At 37.3% G+C, this 22,241-nt stretch carries 18 protein-coding genes, 1 tRNA gene and 2 pseudogenes; 9 read left to right on the plus strand and 12 right to left on the minus strand.

The annotated features are described in order from the left end of the window. Positions 1 to 261: 261 nt before the first annotated feature. Both ACFIKG_RS03345 and ACFIKG_RS03350 read right to left on the minus strand, forming a co-directional pair. Positions 262 to 2,046, minus strand: a complete 1,785-nt coding sequence (locus tag ACFIKG_RS03345) for an MFS transporter (protein ID WP_375651761.1) — start codon at positions 2,044 to 2,046, stop codon at positions 262 to 264. After that, positions 2,039 to 2,632 carry a hypothetical protein gene (locus ACFIKG_RS03350; protein ID WP_375651762.1) on the minus strand — a complete coding sequence of 198 codons (594 nt, stop codon included), beginning with the start codon at positions 2,630 to 2,632 and terminating at the stop codon, positions 2,039 to 2,041. The genes ACFIKG_RS03345 and ACFIKG_RS03350 overlap by 8 nt, the downstream gene beginning before the upstream one ends. A gap of 922 nt (positions 2,633 to 3,554) precedes the next feature. On the opposite strand from ACFIKG_RS03350, the gene ACFIKG_RS03355 reads away from it, so the two are divergent. From ACFIKG_RS03355 to ACFIKG_RS03365, 3 genes are all read left to right on the plus strand, one after another. Then, on the plus strand, positions 3,555 to 4,178 hold the full coding sequence (locus ACFIKG_RS03355) for an IS607 family transposase (protein ID WP_375626484.1): 624 nt from the start codon (positions 3,555 to 3,557) through the stop codon (positions 4,176 to 4,178). Continuing rightward, entirely contained in the window at positions 4,175 to 5,371 is a 1,197-nt protein-coding gene (locus ACFIKG_RS03360; RefSeq protein ID WP_375649683.1) for an RNA-guided endonuclease InsQ/TnpB family protein, read from the plus strand. Before ACFIKG_RS03355 ends, ACFIKG_RS03360 begins: the two co-directional genes overlap by 4 nt. 182 nt (positions 5,372 to 5,553) lie before the next feature. Next, entirely contained in the window at positions 5,554 to 5,985 is a 432-nt protein-coding gene (locus ACFIKG_RS03365) for a hypothetical protein (RefSeq protein WP_375651763.1), read from the plus strand. 46 nt (positions 5,986 to 6,031) lie between these two features. Here the strand turns inward: ACFIKG_RS03365 and ACFIKG_RS03370 are convergent, their stop codons facing one another. Both ACFIKG_RS03370 and ACFIKG_RS03375 read right to left on the minus strand, forming a co-directional pair. Continuing rightward, positions 6,032 to 6,475, minus strand: a complete 444-nt coding sequence (locus ACFIKG_RS03370; protein WP_375651764.1) for a hypothetical protein — start codon at positions 6,473 to 6,475, stop codon at positions 6,032 to 6,034. A 3-nt stretch (positions 6,476 to 6,478) separates the two neighbouring features. Further along, positions 6,479 to 6,805 carry a YqjD family protein gene (locus tag ACFIKG_RS03375; protein WP_375626476.1) on the minus strand — a complete coding sequence of 109 codons (327 nt, stop codon included), beginning with the start codon at positions 6,803 to 6,805 and terminating at the stop codon, positions 6,479 to 6,481. Positions 6,806 to 7,804: 999 nt separating this feature from the next. Between ACFIKG_RS03375 and ACFIKG_RS03380 the strand changes: the two genes are divergently transcribed. Beyond that, on the plus strand, positions 7,805 to 8,707 hold the full coding sequence (locus ACFIKG_RS03380) for a MotA/TolQ/ExbB proton channel family protein (protein ID WP_375625300.1): 903 nt from the start codon (positions 7,805 to 7,807) through the stop codon (positions 8,705 to 8,707). After that, positions 8,704 to 9,291: a biopolymer transporter ExbD gene (locus ACFIKG_RS03385; protein ID WP_375651765.1), complete on the plus strand. Its 588-nt coding sequence runs from the start codon at positions 8,704 to 8,706 to the stop codon at positions 9,289 to 9,291. Before ACFIKG_RS03380 ends, ACFIKG_RS03385 begins: the two co-directional genes overlap by 4 nt. 868 nt (positions 9,292 to 10,159) lie before the next feature. Here ACFIKG_RS03385 and dut (ACFIKG_RS03390) read toward each other — a convergent pair. Then, positions 10,160 to 10,549: pseudogene (dut, locus tag ACFIKG_RS03390) on the minus strand (dUTP diphosphatase); the annotation flags it as partial. Between dut (ACFIKG_RS03390) and ACFIKG_RS03395 the strand changes: the two are divergent. Then, entirely contained in the window at positions 10,486 to 10,701 is a 216-nt protein-coding gene (locus ACFIKG_RS03395) for a hypothetical protein (RefSeq protein WP_375651766.1), read from the plus strand. The pseudogene dut (ACFIKG_RS03390) and the gene ACFIKG_RS03395 overlap by 64 nt on opposite strands. Before the next feature lie 111 nt (positions 10,702 to 10,812). Here ACFIKG_RS03395 and dut (ACFIKG_RS03400) read toward each other — a convergent pair whose 3' ends face one another. Together dut (ACFIKG_RS03400) and ACFIKG_RS03405 are read right to left on the minus strand one after the other, a co-directional pair. Next, on the minus strand, positions 10,813 to 11,352 hold the full coding sequence (gene dut / locus ACFIKG_RS03400) for a dUTP diphosphatase (RefSeq protein ID WP_375625303.1): 540 nt from the start codon (positions 11,350 to 11,352) through the stop codon (positions 10,813 to 10,815). Between the two features lie 146 nt (positions 11,353 to 11,498). Continuing rightward, a complete protein-coding gene (locus ACFIKG_RS03405) occupies positions 11,499 to 12,308 on the minus strand; it encodes a hypothetical protein (RefSeq protein ID WP_375626470.1) in 810 nt (269 codons plus the stop codon). A gap of 1,073 nt (positions 12,309 to 13,381) precedes the next feature. Here ACFIKG_RS03405 and ACFIKG_RS03410 point away from each other — a divergent pair. Together ACFIKG_RS03410 and ACFIKG_RS03415 are read left to right on the plus strand one after the other, a co-directional pair. Beyond that, positions 13,382 to 14,044 (plus strand): hypothetical protein, encoded by a 663-nt coding sequence (locus ACFIKG_RS03410; RefSeq protein WP_375651767.1) that lies wholly within the window; start codon positions 13,382 to 13,384, stop codon positions 14,042 to 14,044. Between the two features lie 292 nt (positions 14,045 to 14,336). Beyond that, complete coding sequence (locus tag ACFIKG_RS03415; RefSeq protein WP_375626466.1) at positions 14,337 to 14,549, plus strand: hypothetical protein; 213 nt, start codon at positions 14,337 to 14,339, stop codon at positions 14,547 to 14,549. A gap of 1,409 nt (positions 14,550 to 15,958) precedes the next feature. Here ACFIKG_RS03415 and ACFIKG_RS03420 read toward each other — a convergent pair. The 3 genes from ACFIKG_RS03420 to ACFIKG_RS03430 form a co-directional block, all read right to left on the minus strand. Further along, entirely contained in the window at positions 15,959 to 16,483 is a 525-nt protein-coding gene (locus tag ACFIKG_RS03420; RefSeq protein ID WP_375651768.1) for a type II toxin-antitoxin system PemK/MazF family toxin, read from the minus strand. A 295-nt stretch (positions 16,484 to 16,778) separates the two neighbouring features. Further along, positions 16,779 to 17,351, minus strand: coding sequence for a disulfide bond formation protein B (locus ACFIKG_RS03425; RefSeq protein ID WP_375651769.1), 573 nt, complete (start codon positions 17,349 to 17,351; stop codon positions 16,779 to 16,781). A gap of 12 nt (positions 17,352 to 17,363) precedes the next feature. After that, on the minus strand, positions 17,364 to 17,969 hold the full coding sequence (locus tag ACFIKG_RS03430; protein ID WP_375625309.1) for a YqaA family protein: 606 nt from the start codon (positions 17,967 to 17,969) through the stop codon (positions 17,364 to 17,366). A gap of 222 nt (positions 17,970 to 18,191) precedes the next feature. Between ACFIKG_RS03430 and ACFIKG_RS03435 the strand changes: the two genes are divergently transcribed. Next, positions 18,192 to 18,276, plus strand: a tRNA-Leu gene (locus ACFIKG_RS03435). Positions 18,277 to 19,952: 1,676 nt separating this feature from the next. On the opposite strand, the gene ACFIKG_RS03440 is transcribed toward ACFIKG_RS03435, so the two are convergent. Both ACFIKG_RS03440 and ACFIKG_RS03445 read right to left on the minus strand, forming a co-directional pair. Then, positions 19,953 to 20,843: an outer membrane protein gene (locus ACFIKG_RS03440; RefSeq protein ID WP_375651770.1), complete on the minus strand. Its 891-nt coding sequence runs from the start codon at positions 20,841 to 20,843 to the stop codon at positions 19,953 to 19,955. Between the two features lie 660 nt (positions 20,844 to 21,503). Next, a pseudogene (locus ACFIKG_RS03445) lies at positions 21,504 to 21,738 on the minus strand (lyase family protein); the annotation flags it as partial. Positions 21,739 to 22,241: the final 503 nt, after the last annotated feature.

The raw sequence follows: 22,241 nt of genomic DNA on the forward strand, positions 1-22,241 counted from the left end.
AAGAGCGCGTTCCCTTGGCTATACGTCATTTCGTTTTGCTTTTTAAATGAAAGGCTTTCTGCCTCTCAAACTCTTATATATTTATGAAGTAAATCATAATCGAGCTCAAAAGGCTCTCCACCAGAAAGAATAATAAAATCAGATTTTATGTCATTTATTGGATATAAAGATTCAGGAAACGCGTCATCTCTCACCATACATTCTATCGAATACGGACAATGATTGCAGCCCGCACTGCAATTTTCATTACAAATTACAATATTATCGCCCATGAAATTTCTTATTCAAGTTTATATAATCCAAGACTAATTGTTTCATGAAAATATTTTGGTATAGAGAAAGATCAGAAATTTTTTTAGCCACAAACGCTTTTATCATTGGTAAAGCTTCATCCTTTGATATAGACAGCAAATGAGAAATATAGTCTATCCGTTCTTCTAAATTGAGAGATAATCTTGGACTGGTGAAAAATGTTAAGATATCCAATTCCGGACTGGCTTCTTGACATAAATCCCAATCCACTACCATAAAAGAACTATCAGGAGTAACAATGATATTATCAGGATCTAAATCTCCATGTGATAAGATTATATTCTTGCTTAATCGATCTTGAAAGATCTTATTGATTTGATCAATAATCGCCTTTTGATGTAGCAAATCCATTTGGCTCAATGCAGTACCCCGGATAAACTCCCATTCGACTACTTCATCGCAAAGTGTTATCAAATTTGGTGCAGGATAGAGACTTTGTCGAAAAGAGCCATCCTTGATGTTTTCATTAATGCACGATGCTTCCGGATAAATTTGCCCATAGCAAAACTCTTGATGCTTGCGTTTCAAGAAATGTTGTTTTGACGATTGTGCATTTTCAGGCTGTAACCAAATGATTTCTTGCTTTTTGACAAAAATAATTAAAGCAGCCCCCCCAAAAATCACAGCCATAATCACTGCTAACCACAAATTAGCTTGCCAGAATGTTGAAAAAACATGACCGTATAAAAAACTGAATGCAAAGGATACAACAGCTGTAATAATGGCTGTAAATGATAAAACAGTCGCGATAGCTTTGGGATCAATCAGTGAATTTATAAGAAGAGACGACAGATAAGATCGATAAGCAGATTTAAAAACACATAGCAGTAAAAATCCTAATATAAGAGCCGCAATGATTTGAAATGACATGAGAAAAAAAGCAATGGTTACCATACAACCAATCATTAAGACGGGAAAAATAGGATTTTGAAACTTTGAAAAATACTTCTGAAACAATATATTGGAACTTGCTGAAAAAAAATTCCCAATGATAAAAATAATCGAAACCAAAATAGCAGGTTGAAATGGCAAAAAATCAGAAAATGCGATAGAAACAGTTCGATTGTTAACCAAAATAGCAAAAGCTGAAACTGCACTTAAAAAAATAAGAGTGAAGCGATAAGGATTTTTGACTTCTTTACCGCTGGCGCACATAACTGTGAAAATACTCGGATGAGCGTTGATATGAAAACTATCTAATCCCTTCGTCAGTTTTGAAAACATAAAAATAGCAAAAATTAATGAAAGGACTTGAAAAATCACAGGCAATGCAGGATGCACATAATAAAGTATTCCTCCTAAAAAAATAAGTACTGTTGTCACACTATAGGTAACAGCAGCCACTTCGGACTTAACGGAAAACAGTGTGCGATGCTTTGGTACTACAGAAAAGAGTAAACTATCTTCCGCACCTGAGAAACAAGCGGCTGCTAATGTAATACACAACAAATAAGTGGCGTAAGCAAAATATGCATAATTCATAAAAAGAGCTAAAAAACCGCAAAGAAAGAAAAACAGCCCAGTATAAATAATGCGTTTACTTCCATAAACATCTGATAATAAACCCAAGGGGACTTCTAAGATCAAAGGAAGCAATAAAAAATAACTACCGATTAAAACAATTTCCGCTTGCGACAAATGCAATTTTTCCGACAAAAAAAGTGGTAAAACAGCAACCACTAGAGCAGTAGACTTGCTAACACTATAAATCTTAAATTGCTTAACCTTATCCACAAAATACCTTCCCACGACATCCGCTACATGCGCCAGATTCTTTCAAAGATTTTAAAACGCTTTGAGCAGACCAATCTATTGCCTCATAATTTTGTAGATTCCCAAAAGCTTCTGAATAAAAGCAATTTTTTAAATCTCCATTATAGTCCAATACCAAGGATGAAAATGGAAATAAACACATTAACGGCGACGAAACGTACGTAGAATTTTCGCCTAAGTAATAATTAATACAATTTACAAAATTTTGTGACGTCCATGAGATTTTCTTTTCTTGGAACTTTTTATCTATATAAATCTGGAGGGGGGATTCTTTCCTTGATAATTCATCTCTCAAATGAAAAAGTGAGGCGTTTGGCGGAAGAGTTTTGTTTCTTAAAGCCTTAGATCGATCCTTTGTATTATTTTTTCTAGAAAAACTAAATGACGACGTATCGAGCGGCCTGAATCCGATATAATGGACATCTTTGCTTATACAAAAATCGATAAAATTAATAATATTTTCTAGAATCTCTTTGGTAACTGTCGCTCTTATTCCTATACTTTGCAGAGGTTGAAGATTCTTAACTGTTTCAATGTTTTTCCACACGCGATCAAATTTATTCGTCCCCCGTATATCATAATATCCTCCTCATATTGTTATTATGTGCCTTATTTATATTCAAGACAATTAGTATTTTGTAAAAAGTCTGAAGACTTATAACTTTATAATTGTAAAGTCAATTTAACTGTATTACGCAATATTCAGTTTGGAAAACAAATTGGCCTATACTGGTATAAATCGAAAAACTCTTTTGATCAGCTAATTTCCATTTTAATTATTAAGTTCATTCAAAAAGTATTATTCTTGATTTCAATGGTTATTTCACTTCAATCGCAATAAGAAATATGCAATGCTCTGCTTTATCAAGTAATTTTAAAAAGGTTTTTTTGGGCTGAAATAAAGAATAGTTGTTGCGTAAATCAGCTTCTCAGAAGAAAAATTTTTCAATTATTTTTCTGTTTTAATTGTAATTTTGTGAAATACTACTTGCGGTAAAATTACCTTTAAAAGAGGTTCTATTCGACGCTAAAATACAAACTTTTATTTCTTATTAAAGATACAATCATATTGATTTATAATGATAATCTAGCGTTATTCATATTGAATTAGACCCTCGAATAACGCAAGATTCTCTCATTCCAAACCTGTTTATGTTGAATCAATCAAAACCACTCGCTTGCACATAACAAGCGGGATGAGTGTGTGGATCAAATTTGTATAAGAAAGAACTAAAAATGGTTCTTATGTTTTTATCTAGAATTTGTTTTGGTAGCTTGTTTGTAAAATCTTTACCATATTGAAAATCTTTTTTTTAATATAGCTTTGGCCTTGACACGCTTTTTTCGAGCTATGAGTCGTCGCAATAAAAGGAGACACAATGGCAAAAAAATAAAAACCCAACTGCGTTAACAGAAGGGTTTTAACAGCTTACTTGTAATCTATTTATATCTGTGTAATCATATACATTATGGATAGATTTGTTGGGATAGGTAAGGCCGCTCAAGTTTTGGGTGTTTCGATTAGCACTTTGCGCCGTTGGGAAGGTGAAGGCAAAATTATTTCTGAGCATACGGCAGGAGGTCACCGCCGTTATGACCTATCTAGGCTTAGGCCTGAGCTTTTTCATTCGAGAGAACTGTCACAAAGAAAAACCATTGCTTATGCGCGTGTATCGAGCCATGATCAAAAAGACGATTTAGAGCGACAAAAACAGGTTCTTGAGCTTTATTGCGCAAGCCAAGGTTGGACTTATGAACTCATCTCTGATTTAGGGTCAGGGATGAATTATCGTAAAAAGGGTCTTAAACGTTTATTGGATGCTCTCATTGAAAATGAAATTGGTCGTTTGGTTATTACGCATAAAGATCGTTTATTGCGCTTTGGTGCAGAATTGGTCTTCGCCATTTGTGAAGCCAAACAAGTTGAGGTTGTCATTCTCAATCAGGGGGAAGAAAGCAGTTTTGAAGAGGATTTAGCCAAAGATATTTTAGAAATTATTACTGTCTTTAGTGCTCGTCTTTATGGAAGTCGTTCGAGAAAAAATCAAAAGTTATTAGAGAATGTTCGTCAAGCTGTAGAGGCATCGCAATGATTGTTGCTCACAAAATAGCTCTAGACTTAAACAATAAACAACGAAGCTACATGGCTCGAGCCAGTGGTTGCGCGCGCTTTGCTTATAATTGGGCACTGAAGGAATGGCAGCAGCAATATGAAGCATGGAAGAAAGATAATAATTTACCAAAGCCTAATGACTATGCGCTACGTAGACAATTCAATTCTCTAAAACGAGAACAATTTCCATGGATGATGGAAGTTACTAAAAATGCTCCACAAATGGCAATTATTCAATTGGGTGTGGCTTTTAAGAATTTCTTTTCAGGGAGAAGCCGATATCCCACTTTTAGAAAGAAAGGAGTGCACGATCGTTTTACTTTGACCAATGATCAAATACAGTTGCAAGGTTTCAAGATAAGAATTCCCAAACTTGGTTGGGTTCGTCTGCGAGAACAATTGCGATTTCAAGGAAAGATCTTGTCAGCAACCATTAGCCGTAAAGCGGATCGGTGGTTTGTAAGTCTTAGCGTTGAAACAGATAATCAAGAGTCACTGAGCGAGAACCAAGCTATTGTTGGTCTTGATTTGGGCATCAATGCACTTGCAACGCTTTCGACAGGAGAAACCATAGGAGGCGTTAAACCTTATAAGGCTTTGCTAAATCGTTTACGGCGCTTATCACGAAGGCTAAGTCGTAAGCAAAAAGGCTCGAGCAATCGTTATAAGGAGAAACAAAAACTCGCTAAGCTTCATGCACGGATAAGTAATATCAGAACAGATCATTTGCATAAAGTTACAACAGATTTAATTCAGCGTTTTGGTACATTTTGTCTGGAAGATCTTCATGTAAAAGGCTTGCTGAAAAATAAGCATTTATCGCGTGCCCTTGCAGATCAAAGTTTTTTCGAGTTTCGCCGTCAATTGGAATATAAGGTGGCACGTTATGGTCGACAGATTGTTATTGCAGATCGTTGGTATGCGAGCAGTAAGATCTGCCATCATTGCGGATGTAAGATTGAACAATTGCCTCTTAACATACGTGAGTGGAGATGTTCTCATTGTGGTACACACCATGATCGAGACATTAATGCCGCGATTAATTTAAAAAACTTGGCGGTGAGTTCCACCGTATCAGCCTGTGGAGAGGAAGGCTCTGGCCAATGTCCTGTGACTTTGGTGAAACCAGCCTCAAAGAAGCAGGAAATCAACAGTATATTTAATCAGAAATGATCACATTTACATAAGTTTGATAGAACGGATTGGTGCGTCAAATAAAAACCTCTTACGCTGAAATGGAAGTGACACCGCTTATGTTATTGCTTTTTTCTAGAATGCAAAAAAATCATTCATATTATTGGGTGGCCGGCTAAAGCTTTGGTGGAAAAATTGCACAAAGCGATAGGTCTTTTTGAGTGGATTTTAGAAAGATTTTTAAAGCAAAAACATCAAAAACAAGATACAGGCATTTTGCTGACAAGATACACATAGAACATACAATCCCTAACTATGATTGTAATTGTAACAAAAACGAGTGTTCAGAAAAATCTGAACACACTCAAATCAATAACATGACCTTCGGTCATGAAAAAAAGGCTTATGAAAAAATAGAGAAAGGTAGAAGCGAATTATCCCTATCTTCAAAAAACACTACATTGCTTCCAATCAAATCAGAATTTTTAACGCAAGCTTTGCCTCATGTTGCTATGTTCATGAAACATGGATTGCAATCTGAAAGAGATTTAATCGGATCCATGGATTTTTTAGCGAAAATAAAGGGGATTTCTTTTCAGGAACTTGAAGAAGCTAAAGAGACTATGAGGAAAAAGATGTGCTTTCTTTTATAGCAAAAGAAAGCACATTGGGGGGATTAGAGTGACAGCTTTACATATTTTACTTTGAAAAGCGGTCTTTTTTATCTTTTTTCCACAAAAAATAAGTTACAAGTCCGAGAATGGGAACTCTCAATTTGGCAAAAGGGAAATGTTGACTGAGAGCTGCAAGGCTGGAAACGGTCGCGTCTGTCATGAGTTTGTGGCGTTGTTCTTCTGTCTTTTTTTGTTGGTCATAGCGTTGATAAGCCTTGAGAACACGATTGATAACAAGACCTAATCCTGCAAGAGAAAGACAAATTAAAAACATGATACTAGCGGCGGCAAGAGGTTTCATAACAGAACATAATGCAATAAAAACGATGATACATAAAAAAAGCAAAGACATGAAGAATGAAATGCCAATAAACCCATAGCAAATTGCTTGAAGGCGTACTTGTTTGACTGTGCTTTTAAGCCCTCCACCGACAAGATGGTTTAAAAGAGGAGCGATAAACTTATGCATTGCTTAACGACGCAGTAATTGAGAAAGAATAAAACCAACCCCTGCAGCAAACAAAACGCTTTTACCAGGATTTTTGCGAACGCATTGATTCATGGTTTGTTCAAGATCACTGATTTTTTCTTTTGCTTGAGACATCATGTCTTCACCACTTTCTTTCGCTGAGTGATATAGTTTTTCCGCTTTGTCTTTGGCGGCGTTGAATTTGTTTGCACCAAGATCTGTTAGGGTTGAGGTAATCCCTGAAATTTCAGTGCGTAACGTTTCTAATTGTCCTTGTAGGTCTTTTTCTACGGCTGATTTATCGTGCTGTGTTGTTTTATTATGGGCCATGATATTTTTCCCTCTTGATTCATTATATTTGTATTGGTGTGTTCATAGTGATCATTTGCATTGGAGTGAAAATTTTCACTGCTTGAGTAACGCCAAAAGTTTTTTTTGGTTCCTTTCACTTTGTCGAATTTAAAACTGTTTTTGATAAAATAAATCTTTCCTATACAATATGCTCTGTTCGTAAAGGATTACATCGGTTGAAAATTGTCTTATGCTTTTGCAGGAATTTAGCACCATTCTTCAGTTTCTCATGGCACAGTTTTTTTATAAAAGTTTTTTTAAAAAGCGTGTTGAGGCTTATTTTTTGGGCTTGTGACAGATAAAAAACATGGTTATTGTGATTTTGCGGCAGAAGTAATGTCATTTTTATGCTTTTGCAGAAGAAAAAGAAAATGCTATTTCTGTTCTTTGCTCTCTATGTATTTGAGGGCTAATCGCGCTCTCCCATTATACTTTTGGTCAGTTTAAGATATTGCGATCGTTCTTTTTTAAAAAAAGGTATATTTTTATTTGGATAGAAGGTACTTTAGTGCACTGATTGTTAGAGAAGTGCATATCCTTTTCTCCAAGGATTTTATGATATTTTTGCTGCTTATTCCATGAAAGAAATTATTTTGTTGGATTTAAAAGAGCCGCTGAAATGAAAGAAGCTTTGCGATATGAGGGATTTATTCAACAGGAACGATGATAAATTATTCTTATAAATGAAAATATTATATGCAATATTTCTTGTAAGTTTATCATTTTGCCTAATTTATGCAATAAATTGATTGAGTAAGATAAACTTGTTGAATTGTTAGAGAAAAATTTCTTGAGTGATTTCTTTAGAATAAGAGAGAGCTTGTGGAATAAAACTATACTTGATTTATCAAGTTTTCTTTCTTAAGAGGAATGCGAAAGCGACGTTAAAAGGGTAGTGGCATTGTGGAACAGTGATGCTGTGCGGGGTGACGATCCAGCTCATAAATAAAGATAAGAGCACAAGAATGTGAGATAAAAATGGAATCTGAAACAGTCCCTTTAGATAAAACAGTCCCTTTAGATAATATGTCTTCTGTATTGACAGTGCATGATTTTTCTCCTCTTTCTATGTTTATGGCTGCTGATTGGGTGGTGAAAGCCGTTATCATTATTTTGTTACTTGCTTCACTTATGTCTTGGACAATTGCTTTTGTGAAAATTGTTGAGATCACTTTGGTAAAACGAAGAGTACGTCATGAACTTCAATTGGTTCTTAATGCTCAGACTCTTACGCGTTTGGCAGCTAGCTTGAAAGAAAGCAAAGGGGCTGGGGTGTTTTTTCTCAAAGAAGTTCTTAAAGAGGTGTATCTTTCTACACAACAGGTTCATTTTTCTGCTCCTGAAGGGATAAATAAAAGCTCTGGTGAAAAAACCAGTGCAGGGGAAAGTGCACAAACGATTGAAGATATTCTCTTTTATGAGGAGAGCAATCAATATGAAGATGTTTCCCGCGATGTTCGCGATGCTAAGGCTCGCGATGTTCATGAAGGTTTAAAAGAAAGGGTTCATTCACTTTTGTCACGCTGCTTGCTGGCTGCTACACGCCGTGTTGCATGTGGAAGCGCTGTTCTTGCAACTATTGGCGCAATTGCTCCCTTTGTTGGTCTTTTTGCAACTGTTTGGGGAATTATGAATTCTTTTATTGGGATTGCTCAGTCTCAAACAACGCGACTTGATGTGGTGGCGCCTGGAATTGCTGAAGCCTTATTCGCAACGGCTATTGGGCTTTTTGTAGCTATTCCCGCCGTTGTTATGTATAATAGCCTTATGCGTGCTTTGAGTGGTTATCGCAATGATTTAGGTGATATCGCTGCGGCTCTTGAAAGGCTCTTGAGCCGTGAACTTGATAGACAAAGACAACAGAAAAGTCATAAAAAATGAAAGCAAGCCTTAATAATGATTGGGATATAGACGAGAGTGGGTTGCAAAGCGAAATCAATGTGACCCCTTTTATTGATGTTGTATTGGTGTTGCTTATTGTTTTTATGGTTGCTGCACCTTTGGCAACATCTGTCATTCCCGTTCAGCTTCCTTCTATAACTCAAACACCTTCAGTGGTTCAGTCTGATGAACCCCTTTATGTTACTTTGCAAAAAGATCGTTCTCTTTACATTGGTGATCATCTTGTAGAACAGGCAGCTTTAAGAGAAGCTTTGTTGAGGGAAACGACGCAAAATTTAGAGACAAAAATTTTAATCAAAGCCGATAGCGAAATTGATTATGGTACTGTCATCGATTTATTAAATCAAATACGCATGGCTGGATATAATAAAATCGGTCTTGTAGGATTGCAAAACTCTACCAATCTTACCTCAAGAGGTGAGATCAATAATAAAACAACAGGGGTAGCGGACGTTGCTGTCGATGGAGCGGGTGGTAGCGCGGGTGGTAACGTTGTGGGGCACGTGGATGCCGTAATAACGGGTACTGCGGTAAACGCTAATATTCCAGCCGATGCCCTCTGACCAGTGATAAAAATAGCCTTTGTTGCAGGAAGCAAAGCATATGACTCAAAGTCGTAGAGTGAAATTGATGAGGGTTTTGTCGTGGATTTATTAAACCCAATACGCATGAGTTTGATATTACGCAGGGGAGGCATATGCAGGGGGTTTATATATTGAATCGGTTTTTTTAGGATTAAGCACTGCTCATCTTGCCTCAAGAGGTGCGATCAAGAAAAACAGCCAAGGGTGATTGTTGTGTGTCTTAATACATTTTAAAGCCCTTTTTGCGACGGTGTTTATAAATGGTATAACGGTAAAGCTCCCGTAAAATAATAAAAAATCTATTGAACCTCACTATCTTTATGCTTAACAAAAGAGCAAGCGAGCACCATTATAGTATTTATATTTTCTCCCAATGTTGTGACAGTGCTGAGTACAAGTATTCATTATAGGTATTTTTCCATTTTTTATCTACATGCTAGCTACGTTTGGAACGTGAGAGATATACTTTTGATTGATGTAATATAAATAGATTTGCAATGAAACAATCTTACAGTATTGAGATCTCTCATTTAAGTTGAAAGACAATTCATTATTATAAATCAATATGATATATAGATTGTCGACATTACAAGCGGTGTGTGAGCTTTTAATGGTTAATGCCAATGTTTTTGTTATGGGGGAGGGGTATCCGGTGATAATGAAGTTTTGTGTAGTACAAGAAACGTAATTGAGAGATGATTGTTTAGAAGTGCGTTTAGTGAAAAAACTTTGAAAGTAGTAAACGCGCACTCCTTCTGCACTTTAAAAGCCCAAGGGGTTTTAAGTGAAAGAGTGGTTAGAATAAGTGTGTGTTATATTTTAAGGGGAGCGATTTTTTCAGAGCTTCTTAAGTATGACCCGTTGAACCGAAACCTCCTGTTTCACGGCTCTCGTTATGGCTTTGGGTATTTTGCTCTGGTTCAATAGCGCAAACTTTGACTTGGAATACGGGGGCGATGACTGTTTGGGCAATGCGCATTCTCCGTTTAAATAGAAAAGTTTTCTTGGCTCGAATTGATAAGAAGAACTTTGACTTCACTTCCGGATAATCACACTCAATCGTTCCTGGAGTATTGAGGCATGTGATGGCGTGTTTTAAGGCTAAGCTAGAGCGTGGACGTATTTGTGCTTCAAGCCCACGTGATAAATGAAAAATGAGACCCGTTGGAATGAGTGCGCGCTGCCCTGGGGCAAGAACAAGCGTTTCTTCTTCTCCAATTGCTGCCCGTAGATCAAGACCCGCAGAACCAGCCGTTGCGTAGTGAAGAAGTTTCCTTGTTCCAAGTGCAAGACGCTGAAGGGATAAAGTTAGGGCATGTGAAGATTGAGAAGAGACAGAGGAAGAGTAAGGATGATCGTTTAGAGGGGTGTTTGGTAAAAAAACTTTGAAAGCAAAAGCGCACTCCTTCTATACTTTAAAAGCCCGAAAGACTTTCAGTGAAAGAGTAGTTAGAATAAGCGAGTGTTATATTTTGAGGGGAGTGATTTTTTCAGAGCTTCTTAAGTATGTCCCGTTGAACCGAAACCTCCTGTTCCACGGCTCTCGTTATGGCTTTGGGTATTTTGCTCTGGTTCAATAGCGCAAACTTTGACTTGGAATACGGGGGCGATGACTGTTTGGGCAATGCGCATTCCCCGTTGGATAGAAAAGTCTTCTTGGCCTAAATTGATAAGAAGAACTTTGACTTCACCACGGTAATCACTATCAATCGTTCCTGGAGTGTTGAGGCATGTGATGCCGTGCTTTAAGGCTAAGCCAGAGCGTGGGCGTATTTGTGCCTCAAAACCAGGTTGAAGGTGAAAAATGAGACCCGTTGGAATGAGTGCGCGCTGCCCTGGGGCAAGAACAAGCGTTTCTTCTTCTCTAATTGCTGCCCGTAGATCAAGACCCGCAGAACCAGCCGTTGCGTAGTGAGGAAGTTCTAAACCTTGTCCATGCTCAAGACGCTGGATCGATAAGGTTATTTGTTGTGGAGGGGGAGAAGGAAATGCATTCGAGGAAGAAGGACTCTTTTGGCTGTTCAGGTGCGTAGAAGGCATGGTCAAAGCATCTCCAAAATAGAAAAAACAAACACAACTCTAACAAAAGATTCCGTTTGAAACAAGCAGCGAAAAATCTATAGATGGGACGATGGGTTTTGCTGCTTGTTTTGTATGGGAAATGCTTATTTTTCATGCTGTTTGTTTTAAATACTACCAATGAAGATACCCGTAGCAAAAACGAGCGCTCCGCCAATAATAACTTGTAACGATGCACGCCAAAAGGGAGTTGACATGAATTTGTTCTGAATCCAGACGATGGCGCCTAGTTCGAAAAAAACAATGATAAAAGCAATAATTGTTGCTACATAAAAAGAGTTGATCAAATAGGGAAGAGTATGGCCTAATCCTCCTAATGTTGTCATAATGCCGCTGGCAATACCTCTTTTTAATGGCGAACCACGCCCTGATAATTTTCCGTCATCGTGGGCTGCTTCTGTGAAACCCATTGAAAGTCCTGCACCAATTGAAGCTGAGAGCCCTATCAAAAAAGTTTGGTGCGTGTCTCCCGTGGCAAAAGCTGCGGCAAAAATGGGGGCAAGGGTCGAGACAGAGCCATCCATTAATCCTGCAAGACCTGGTTGAATCCAAGTCAAAAGTGTTTGTCTTTGCGTTTTCGAAGGTTTTTTTATGGTGTGATTTGCCGCTATTGTTTTTGGGGATGGATGGCGGCTCTTGCCTTTCACAAGAGAAGTTTTGTCACATAACGAACCGATAGTGTTTGCACGATTATGGCAAGAAAGGCACAAAAGTTGCTTATAATTTTTAAGCTCTTGAAGCCCCATGGCGGTAAAAACCGCGGCTTCCTTAGAGGAATAAGGTTCTAGAGCTTTTGCATATTTTAAATAGAGCGCCGCATGTTGCTCTTTTAATTTGAGCGCTTTAAGCATCACGTTTTGTGCTGAACGAAAGGACAGAGCTTTACGTTGTACAAATGAAAAAAACAATTTCAACATTTTCTGTTCCTCTGCACTTTAGAATAATTCTAAAACATAAGAAAAATAAACCAAAAGTCAATCTAAAAGTTAAAAACTGACAAATTGCAAAAAGGTTGCACTGAGAAAAAAGGTGATGGGATGCTGAGAAAGTACAAGGAGATTTATCAAATGGAGACGACAGGGGTGCATGAAAGAAATAATTGCGTGAAAAAATTTAAGAGACAATATGCTTTATTTTGCTACAGGGACGTTTCAATGAAGTATTTCAATGTATTATGCTCGAGAATATAGGAAAGGAATAAGCTAGCATCATCATTCATTTGATGCGTTCAAAAGACTGTAACAGCTCTTGGACTTTGAAATGATTCTTTAAAAAGAGATCTTTTTCAAGGGATAAAAGCCCATTTCGCGAGGGGGCCCCTGTGAAGAGTATAGAAGGGTAGAGCCGCAAAATTTCCATGAAATAATATAAACTCCATTGAGTCTTCTTAATCTTTACGCTTCATAAAAGAGCAAGCCGGCATCATCGTACACCTTAGCTCCCAGTGTTGTGACAGTCTTTAGCACGGTTCATTATAGGCATGGCATTTTATTGTACAGTTTTACGCCACTTGATCCCACTTGTGGAGGTGTAAGACAGTATTCTTATGATATTTACGCGCATTTTAGCGTTGTTACAGCTTTTGCATTTAGGTGGATTTGTTAGCGTGTAACGAATTATCTTTTGTGCTGTAATTGCAGGGACAGGTTTAAGGGTGGGAGTGCATAAATGAAGAGATATTATCCATATTAAATTGTTTGAGATCACGCATAAAAATTTATGCTTTATGAAGGGGCATTTATCGCCTTGTAACTTGCCTGATATCTTGCATGAAAGCCCAAAATTCAGTAGGATTCTCTCACTTCAAAACTTCTTATATTGAAACAATTCAAATCATTTTCTTGTGGATCACAAGGAGGGGTGTGGGTGCGGGGTTCATTAAAAAGTGTGATAAGTTGCAATGTGAGGGGAGGATAATCTCTGTGTAGTGAAGGAGATTGCTCTTAGCGTTTTGAAAATATGTTAAGTTTCGTAAAAAAGCGGGGAATATATGGAAATTGATAAAAGTTTAGAATGGTTTTTACGTTCTCCAAAAATAACAATACTGCAGGCAGCGTTATTGATAGCGGGCTTGAATCCACTCGTATGTAAATTTCCCGGCGAATATAGCCCTGAAGACAGTTATATTTACGAAGGAGAGGAGCGAGTACCGTTTGATAAAATTGCTTTGTTCCGAGCTGTTTATAGTGACATAGTAAGAGAAGCAAAAGAGGGAAAATTAAGGGTAGAATGGTACTATCTTAGTGATTTTGAGGGGTTTCCTTTGAACGAGCATCCTATTGCTGAATATTCTTCTGTTTCCCTAGATGATTTAAAAGAATGGCTTTTATTGCGTGGTGAGAGACCTAAAGTTTTTTTCCCTGAGGATGATTCTGCTGAGACTAAGGACCAAAAATATTATGCGTTTCAAGATCCAACGCATCCACGTTATGCTCCAAAGCTTGCTGCTATTGTTGCGGCATGGGAAGCGGTGAGTGAGGTTGAGGGTGGTAAAACTGTTAAAGGAACGCTTATAAAGTGGCTTAGTGACAATGCCGTTCAGTACAAGTTGGTGGATGATAATAATTTACCAAGAGAGAAGCTCATTGAGGAATTAGCGGCTGTTGCGAATTGGAAACCTACCGGAGGGGCTCCTAAGACACCTGCCAATTAATTTTATCAAAAGAAAAAAAATAAAAAGATCACTAAAATTGTGCTGCTTTTTTTGATAATTTTGAAGATAATCTCTTTTTCTGGGGGAGTTTTTTACTTTTCTTCCCTAGATTATAAGTAATTGTTTTTCAATGAAAATAATTTTTATAGTGTTCCTCTGACGGTTCAGACGGGGAAAATAGACATTTTGGGGCAGTAAAATTTACCCTGTAGTTTTCGTAACGTACCTCTCTATTTTTGTTTGATTTTTTTGGGCACTTTTAAAATCCAAATCAACTAAAATGGATTTAAATATGAGAAAAATATTTTCTTTTTTTACGGTGCGTGGAAGTGCAAAAAATCCTCAAGTAAGTGCACCGATAAATACACCGATATTGGAGCAGCCTGTTGCGGATGAGGTGGTGCGTAAATCGTTTAGAGTAGGTCTATTATCGTGTTGGTTAAAGTTTGAACTTATCGTTGTTATGGAAAAGGTCAAAACTGAGCGCCATGTGCGCTCTCCATAAAGAAATCTTGTCATCTATGAGCGAGTGAGGATTTCTCTTGAAAAATTTGCACAATAGTAAAACTGGTTAGCAAAACCCGTTCTGTGGCGCAACAAAAAGAATGTCATAAATGATTATCTCATCATAAATATGCTCTAAGAATAACCCGTGCGTGGCGAAAGTCTATGGCGTAGTCGCTATAGATTTTTGCTCCGTGTGTGATGATCAATACTCTTGTTTATCTCTTGTCAATGCAAGTGCCCATGAAAGTGATGAGAGTCTATTGCTCCACTCTGATGCTTGGTTGTTCATGTTTAGAAACGACAAGTGTATTAAATGCGATAGGGCTGATAGAGGGGAGAACGCATCCTGTAAAAAATAGGTGTGTCTTTAAAATAAAGCTGATAAACGAAATTATTTTTTTATCTACCTTTTATACGGCGAGAAAAAGGCATTCAAAGCGCAAGCATTAGCAATTTAGCAGTAAATCCCCAAATAGCTTAACATATATCGTTTTTCGGAGAAGAGGAAGAAAAGTCTATCTGCAAAAGCTATGTTAGGTCGTGTGACCGGTGAAATAATGTGGTTAGGGCAATAAACAATTGTTATTGGTGAAGAGATAGAAATCGGTTGGGTGTTGATTTCTGTTTTACTACAGAATTTTCTTTGTTATATCGTAAAAACACTATTTTGCGGTTTGGTGATATAAGTTCTGTGTTTAGCGTTATCGTTATCAATCGGTTATCATATGGTAAGTAAACTAATATTATTCAGATTACATAAGCATTGTTAGCTCTCTTTACAGAAATTGATGCGTTCAAAGATGAATGGAGTATTCTGTGTAGTTCTTAGTGCCTGAATCATTAAATGCTCTTTACTATTTTTTCTTTTCAAAAATGCTGGCTTTTTCATCCGCTTCATCCGTATTGAGGGACGTAAATAAACAAGTTGTGAGGTCGAATATCTTTTGGTAAATTGAGCGATTGAACACTTCAAGAGCGCGAAGAACAAGGGATTGTTTGTTATGCCAAATTATGAAAATGTTTTTTTCAATCTTGGAAAGATATTCCCATTACGGCAAATCATATAAAGTTTAAGCAACGGCAGCACGGTTTTTTGTGCAATGAAATGATAAATATGTACAACATCACGGTAATCTCCATGGGAAACTTTACCGGATTAACAGTACGGAGAGTGCCTTCTTCTTACCCAAAATCGCAGATATTTCAAAACAACAACGGTGGAGAATGAATGTTGGATATGTTCTAGGGAAGGTTGCAAAAAATGGCTAAAAAGTTCTCAAAAAAAATACCAAAAATGACGAAAGGAGCGGTTTCCCACTCCTTCGTTCCTATCTCCCCTTTCGGGGAAGCGGCCACCATTACTGATGCCGTGTATGCTGATATAGGTACACTTATTTTTCTCAAAAGTCAATACTGTAAATGCGGTAAATATTTGAGCATCAGAGCTACAACTTTATGAAAATCTTCGCTGGATAATCTTGGAACGGTACGTGAGCAACTTAAACGACTTACAGAAACTGTTGTGACATAATTGCAGATAATCCATGCTTTTTTATTCTCTATAGGAGATTGTATTGGATACGCAGCGGGATTATTGGGTTGTGATTTCGTTGAAAAAGGTAAAACTGTCACATTTCCATATAATTTTGCATTCTTAGAAAGCACTAAAACAGGCCGCTTTTTCCAAAATTCAGGGAGTATCGAATCATGAGGAAAATCGCACCAAAAAACTTGTCTGATGCGTGGTGCCGATTTGATTCGTGGTTTTATGTGAGGTGGTTTTTTGTAAGGAGCATTTAAATCCGTTTCTCTTATATGCTCGCGCCATGCATTATGATCATGTTCCATCATAACACATGGTTCTTCAAGTTTGGTTATATCTAAGGAAATAGGTGATAGGGTAGAAGGCGCTGTGTTCTTATCTTCAGCCATAGCAGACCATTTATATTTATCGGTCCCCTCACTTATTATTTTACGGCTTTTCTATCACGGGTTTTTATCAAAATGTTGCTCATAAGTACAGAGAGGTGAAACCATAAAATGGATATATCTGCTTATTTTTGTCTTTTGTGTACAACGCTAGAGGAGGGATGTTGGTGACTAGTTGGTGTTGGTGGGTTGGTTTGGCGGTGGGTGGTTTTGGGTGGTGATTGGTGACTGGAGGGTGTTGGTTAGGGGGAAGCGATTGGAGAGAACGAGTGCACGCGGTTTTGTTTCTATTTTATGATTAGAGTTTTTTATTGCTTGAAAAGAGCCCTTTTGAGGCAACATAAAAACTGATAAGCATGTAAAATAGGCTAGCAACAACATTCCAGCCGGCAAATGAAAGAAAAAGAAAGCGTGCGGATGCTTCAGAACAAGAAGGGGGATGAATGTTGTTTAATTGGTTAAGTAGCTGGTTAATGTCTGAGGTTTTTCTGACTGCGCTTAAACCACAACTGAGGGGAGCTGCCCAAAAGCCATATTCAACACCCGCATGATAAATGGCTAAAACAAGGCTGATGCACATTAAGACAAAAACACACAAAAATAAAAGTTGTATCCAAGCAGACATGCGAAAAAACCATGCTCCAAAACCTGCTAAGAGCAAAAAGGGTATGGCCCCATAATAGGGGAAACGCTCTATGAGACACAAATCGCAAGGAAGATACCCTCCAAAATATTCAAAACCAAGGGCAAGACCTATTGTAGCGGACAAGCAAAAAGCGAGAAAAAAAGCCCATAAACTTTGTTCTTTTCTGCTGGGTTCAAGATGAAGGTGCTTGTATAAAAGTGGGTGAGAAGACAAAAGGCACGCCATTAAGTCTGTTCCTTATAAAAGCTTTTTGTTTAAAAAAGCTATGAAAATCCCATAAATTAAAACGAGACTAACACAACCAATGAGAATAATCCATTTGAAATGCTGTACTAGAAAATTCATTGCTTTTTGTCCAAAATGTTTAATCAGCCATGCGAGAAGATAAAAACGAGCGCCTCTAGAAAAAATACAAATAAGAATGAAAAGTTCAAGGTGTACACTCATTACACCGGCCAAAATTGTGACAATCTTGATGGGGGGAAGATGAAAAAAACCTGATGTTATCAGTAAAATGACTAGAAATTGCAGGGTTGCACTATTTTTCAGAGATTCAAAACTTTCAACCTTACCGTAAATTTCTAAAATGGGTTTGGCAAGAGTATCATAGGCAAAATGTCCGATAAACCAACCGGCAATGCCTCCTAATACAGAACAGATAGTCGCAATCAAAGCATAGTAATAAACCCGCTTTTGATGGATAAGCAGCATCGGAATATATAAAACATCTATCGGAATTGGAAAAACAGAACTTTCAATAAAGGCAATGAAACCAAGCCAGTGTGGTGCTGTACGCCGATTTGCTAAAGAAATCGTCCAAAGCTTTAATTTGTTTAATATCATGAGGCTTTCTATAAATTTAAGAGGTAAAGACTTTACAAATGAGATTGTTATAAATCCGGTAGAGAAATCCAATAAAGAAAATATTTCATAAAACAGATAAGAAAATGATATGAATTCTTAAAAAATGAGAAGTCTTCTGTTGACGAATCTGTGCTTCTTCATATAGTGCAAAAGAATAATCGACAAGTCTGTCTCTTATAGTCCTGTCTTTTATAGCAATGTGCGGGTGTGGTGGAACTGGTAGACGCGCCAGACTCAAAATCTGGTTCCGAGAGGAGTGTCGGTTCGAGTCCGACCACCCGCACCACTTCATAAATATTTTCCTTTATCCTGTTATGGCGCATCGTGTTGATTTATAAAACATGTGGAATTGATAAACAGTGTTCAATGTTTTGCATGTTGAATGAAAAACCTCGAATACCATAGGATTCTCTCATTTTAAGTCTGTTTATTTTAAATTGACCAAAATCATGTCTCTTGTACATTGCAAGCTGGATGCGCTATTGTGGAATGAAATTTTACAAAAAATGAATAAAAATGCCTCTTAATAAACCGTTTCAAGGGCATCATTGGGGGGTAGGAGTGTATGATGGATGGTGCCAGCTTGTACTTTTATCTTGCACTTTTATGAAGTGTAAAGATGGTGCTCTATAGATTTTATATTCTTGTGGGTGCTGTCGCAAAATGGGCTTGAGGGTTTTGAGAGATGTTTCTTTAAAACACGCATGTGAATTAGCAACCAAAGTGTTTTTGATTTGAATGTATTTGGGATTTGAATGTATTTGGGATTTGAGCGTGTTTGAGATTTGAATGTGTTTGGTTTGGAGCGCTGTCGTATGACATGAGGGGCGTGATCCAAAAAGATATGTGAGAAACAAAAACATGAGGCAATGCGTAATCTCCACTCTTTAAAAGACAGAGTTTTAGAGGCTTAAAAGATTGTGTTTTAGAGGCTTTATAGATTTTATATTCTTGTAGGTGCTGTCGCAAAATGGGCTTGAGGGTTTTGAGAGATGTTTCTTTAAAACACGCATGTGAATTAGCAACCAAAGTGTTTTTGATTTGAATGTATTTGGGATTTGAGCGTGTTTGAGATTTGAATGTGTTTGGTTTGGAGCGCTGTCGTATGACATGAGGGGCGTGATCGCCAAAAAGGTCCGTGAGAAATACAAGCATGAGGCAATGCGTAAACTCCTTTCTTTAAAAGACAGAGCTGTAGAGGCTTAAAAGATAGGGCTTTAGAGGTTTTTGAAAGTCGTAAAACCGAAGTAAAAGGAAATGGTAAGGTTGGAAACTGGTTTTTGCCTTGACAATTTCATATTCTCCCCAAATGAAGCTGTCTCTCCGTTACAGAAATTATATAAACAGAGAACCGCAATATCCTCTCTCTACTTTGGTATGCAATAGCTGTAAAACACTGTCATTTGAAGTGTGGTCATATAGGGTCTGTAAACTTCCTTGAAAGGTTGCAGTATTTTTTTCAGTGTGTGTTGGATATTCTTAAGAGTGTTTGTTTTACTTTAGGTTTAAGGGCATTCCACGGGGAGGTGCCAAGAGGAGCCCGCCCCAAGAGTCCCCAAGAGTTGTTGTGTTCTTACAAACGGATATGATTTTAGAAATGGGTTTTTAGAATCTTGATCCTTCGAGAGTGGGGAGGCCAAGTTAACATCACCCTATAAAACTGCAATTGATGCACAATATCCATATTTATATTAAAGAAATATCTCTTAATAACTGCTCTCATTTATTTTATGATGGTGCTCAGTGGTATGGTGGTAAAGCTTTTATATTCCAAATGCATTACATGGAAGGGTGAGAGGATAGGAGCTTGCTTTAAAAGAGGAGAGGCTTTATTGTTTCATGACTATTTGTTTACAGTTTAGTCCTAGTTTTTAGAATCTAGGTCTTTTTAGGGGGGAAAGAGGCATAAAAAAAACCCCGTTTTTAACAGGGGTTTTTAATAGTTCAATTTTTCTACAAAACTTAGAATTTATAAGCGATACCAAAGCGAAAATCATGCGTTTGAGAAGAGATTTTAAGGTCATCGTTTGCAAATTTCTTTTTAAAAAAATCTGAATAACGATATTCTGTACGCATGATGATATTATCTGTCATTGCAAGGTCAAAACCACCACCAATAGTGTAACCAAGCATTGTTTTTGTCTTATCTAACACATCGCCAGAAGCAAAAATTGTCGAATCTTCTTGCGATTTTGATAAAAGTGACATGATATATTGCATCTGTGTATAGGCTACACCCCCTGCAATATAAGGCATAAGACGATGGGAAGCAAAACCAATACGCGCACGCGCAGCACCAGACCATGTTTCTTTTAATGTTACACTGCTGACAACAATGTCACCATAGTTGGGGATTGTTTCATCCTGAGCTGCAGGTTTTATGATAGGAATCCCAGCTTCTTTAAAGGCAATGTTAATGGAGTCTAATTCATTTAGAATTTTCTTTCCATTGTCTGTTTGGGTGCTTTTCTTTCCAGACCAGACTATGTCCGTATCAAAACCGAAAACAAGGTCATCTCCCAGATCAATATTAGAACCTGCATACAAACCTGCTCTCAATCCTGATGGTTTCGGTGATAAGTTTCTATCAACCCAAGCCCATTTTCCATCCCTGGCTTCTTGTGCGTAATCTAGAATATTTTTACTGGAAAAATATCCAATTTGTCCTCCAAAATAAAAACCAGACCAAGAAAAAGGCGCAGAAACAGTAACCGGTGAAATACGTGACGATGAATCATTTTGCAATGAAACCTTCGGTTTTGATTGCTCAAAGATTACCGTATCTGCTGCTTGCGCTGTTGAAGCGGTAATGAAAGTGAAAATAGATAGTGCAATTAAACATTTTGTTTTCATAAAAACGTCCCCAGTTTATTTCGAATACAAAGTGTATTATATACAAATTGGTTAAAGAAATCTATATTTAATATCATTATGAAAATTAAAATACTCAAAAAATCTATAATTACCCATATTTAAGCGTTCTTAAAACTTTCTTTCATGCTATTATCCCGCTTTTGTATTGATTTTTCAGTATTTTTTATATACACCCTCTTCAGAGTTCTCTTTGTTTTAGAAAAAATTATAGTATAGTAAACGAGCTTTTTATTTGTTTAAAAAAACATTATTTTATATATATTAAAAACACTCTTTGCTACTCAGTGTTAAATATATTATCCACTATGATTGATATCATTGTACTTAATATTCAATTAGTGGCAAAATGCGTATTGGCACTATCATATTCTTTTCTCGTTTCTGATATTGCGTAGCTTTGTATTGCGATAGCCTTTTGAGCACTTGAGAGGATGAGCGACTTTATTTCTTTATTTCTTTTTTTATCTATATGCCACTTTTGCTTATGACAATCCAAGCGAATAGTTTTGATTGCGAATAGTTTTTATTGCTTGAATGGAATACGAAGAATAAGAAGGAGAAAAGTGCGAGAATTTAAAGTTTCATGAGGTTTCTCATGCGCCATGTAAAACGATAAATTCTCCTTTTCGTTCGCTTAAAGCCGGAACGTGGATGAGAGCCTAAAAACTGAATGTCGTTGGTGATTTTTAAGAGATTAACTTTAAAGAGATTAGCGCGTACACTTAGGTTTTTACGGAAATAGGTGAGGGCGCTATGATGGGTAAATGCCTCAAATTTCTTGCGAGTTGTCAAGGATATCCCCGTCAGAGAGCTGATTGTTTCAGCAAAGGCCAAAACCTTTCGGTGCATTGAGTTTTTTTCCAACAGCTGTTCCTCTATTGAGCACCCCTATCTTCACGCTTTATAAAAATGCTCCCAGACCCACTTCACGATGGTGGCTCGTGAATGGTATAACGATAAAGCCATTGAGCACTTCTATCTTCACGTTTCATAAAGAAGCAAGCCGGCATCATCATTATATTTGCCAGCCCGTGGCTGTTGTGACAGACTTCTCCACAATGTTGTGACAGTTCATGGCACTTGAGGCGGTTCATTAGAGGCGTGTTTAGTCCTTTCTTATCTTATACAATTTCTATCCACACATTCACTTCGCCACACATTTATCTCGCTTGTGATGTGCAAGTGAGTGATTTTGATTGATTCAACATAGGACAGATTTAAAACGGGAAAATTCTATGGTATTCAGAATTCTCATTCAATATGGATAACGCTAGATGATCATTATAAATCAATACATCATCTCATTGAGATAAGAGCTACCTACAGAATGTATCAATAATGATAACATTGTAAAGCGTAACTACTATGAATTCATTA

The sequence above is a fragment of the Bartonella sp. LB28NMGDW genome (assembly GCF_042194435.1).
GTDB classification, from domain to species: domain Bacteria; phylum Pseudomonadota; class Alphaproteobacteria; order Rhizobiales; family Rhizobiaceae; genus Bartonella; species Bartonella grahamii.

Bases quoted from the DNA above. Each gene is read 5' to 3' on its own strand.
- ACFIKG_RS03355 (WP_375626484.1), top strand. From the start codon at position 3,555: ATGGATAGATTTGTTGGGATAGGTAAGGCCGCTCAAGTTTTGGGTGTT.
- ACFIKG_RS03360 (WP_375649683.1), top strand. From the start codon at position 4,175: ATGATTGTTGCTCACAAAATAGCTCTAGACTTAAACAATAAACAACGA.
- ACFIKG_RS03370 (WP_375651764.1), bottom strand. From the start codon at position 6,475: ATGCATAAGTTTATCGCTCCTCTTTTAAACCATCTTGTCGGTGGAGGG.
- ACFIKG_RS03375 (WP_375626476.1), bottom strand. From the start codon at position 6,805: ATGGCCCATAATAAAACAACACAGCACGATAAATCAGCCGTAGAAAAA.
- ACFIKG_RS03380 (WP_375625300.1), top strand. From the start codon at position 7,805: ATGGAATCTGAAACAGTCCCTTTAGATAAAACAGTCCCTTTAGATAAT.
- ACFIKG_RS03385 (WP_375651765.1), top strand. From the start codon at position 8,704: ATGAAAGCAAGCCTTAATAATGATTGGGATATAGACGAGAGTGGGTTG.
- dut (WP_375625303.1), bottom strand. From the start codon at position 11,352: ATGCCTTCTACGCACCTGAACAGCCAAAAGAGTCCTTCTTCCTCGAAT.
- ACFIKG_RS03405 (WP_375626470.1), bottom strand. From the start codon at position 12,308: ATGTTGAAATTGTTTTTTTCATTTGTACAACGTAAAGCTCTGTCCTTT.
- ACFIKG_RS03410 (WP_375651767.1), top strand. From the start codon at position 13,382: ATGGAAATTGATAAAAGTTTAGAATGGTTTTTACGTTCTCCAAAAATA.
- ACFIKG_RS03415 (WP_375626466.1), top strand. From the start codon at position 14,337: ATGAGAAAAATATTTTCTTTTTTTACGGTGCGTGGAAGTGCAAAAAAT.
- ACFIKG_RS03420 (WP_375651768.1), bottom strand. From the start codon at position 16,483: ATGGCTGAAGATAAGAACACAGCGCCTTCTACCCTATCACCTATTTCC.
- ACFIKG_RS03425 (WP_375651769.1), bottom strand. From the start codon at position 17,351: ATGGCGTGCCTTTTGTCTTCTCACCCACTTTTATACAAGCACCTTCAT.
- ACFIKG_RS03430 (WP_375625309.1), bottom strand. From the start codon at position 17,969: ATGATATTAAACAAATTAAAGCTTTGGACGATTTCTTTAGCAAATCGG.
- ACFIKG_RS03440 (WP_375651770.1), bottom strand. From the start codon at position 20,843: ATGAAAACAAAATGTTTAATTGCACTATCTATTTTCACTTTCATTACC.